We start from the raw sequence: 207 nt of genomic DNA on the forward strand, positions 1-207 counted from the left end.
GCAATGCATGCTTATGAAGCACCCGTGGGCAAACTGGAAACCACGCTGGCCCAGATCTGGCAAGACCTGCTGGGGCTGGAGCGTGTCGGGCGTTATGACCATTTCTTTAAACTTGGCGGTCACTCACTGCTCGCGGTGCAATGCACGACACGCGTACGCCAGGAGCTGGCACTGGAGCTGCCGCTAACTCAGCTCTTTGCCCGGCCG

At 59.9% G+C, this 207-nt stretch carries 1 protein-coding gene; it reads left to right on the top strand.

Going from position 1 to position 207, the window contains the following annotated elements; genetic code table 11:
* Positions 1 to 24: 24 nt before the first annotated feature.
* The coding region (locus FE394_RS19380) for a phosphopantetheine-binding protein (protein ID WP_419836368.1) at positions 25 to 207 on the top strand (183 nt) is incomplete at its 3' end.

Origin of the sequence: Xenorhabdus littoralis, assembly GCF_033949345.1 — a bacterium.
Taxonomy (GTDB): domain Bacteria; phylum Pseudomonadota; class Gammaproteobacteria; order Enterobacterales; family Enterobacteriaceae; genus Xenorhabdus; species Xenorhabdus littoralis.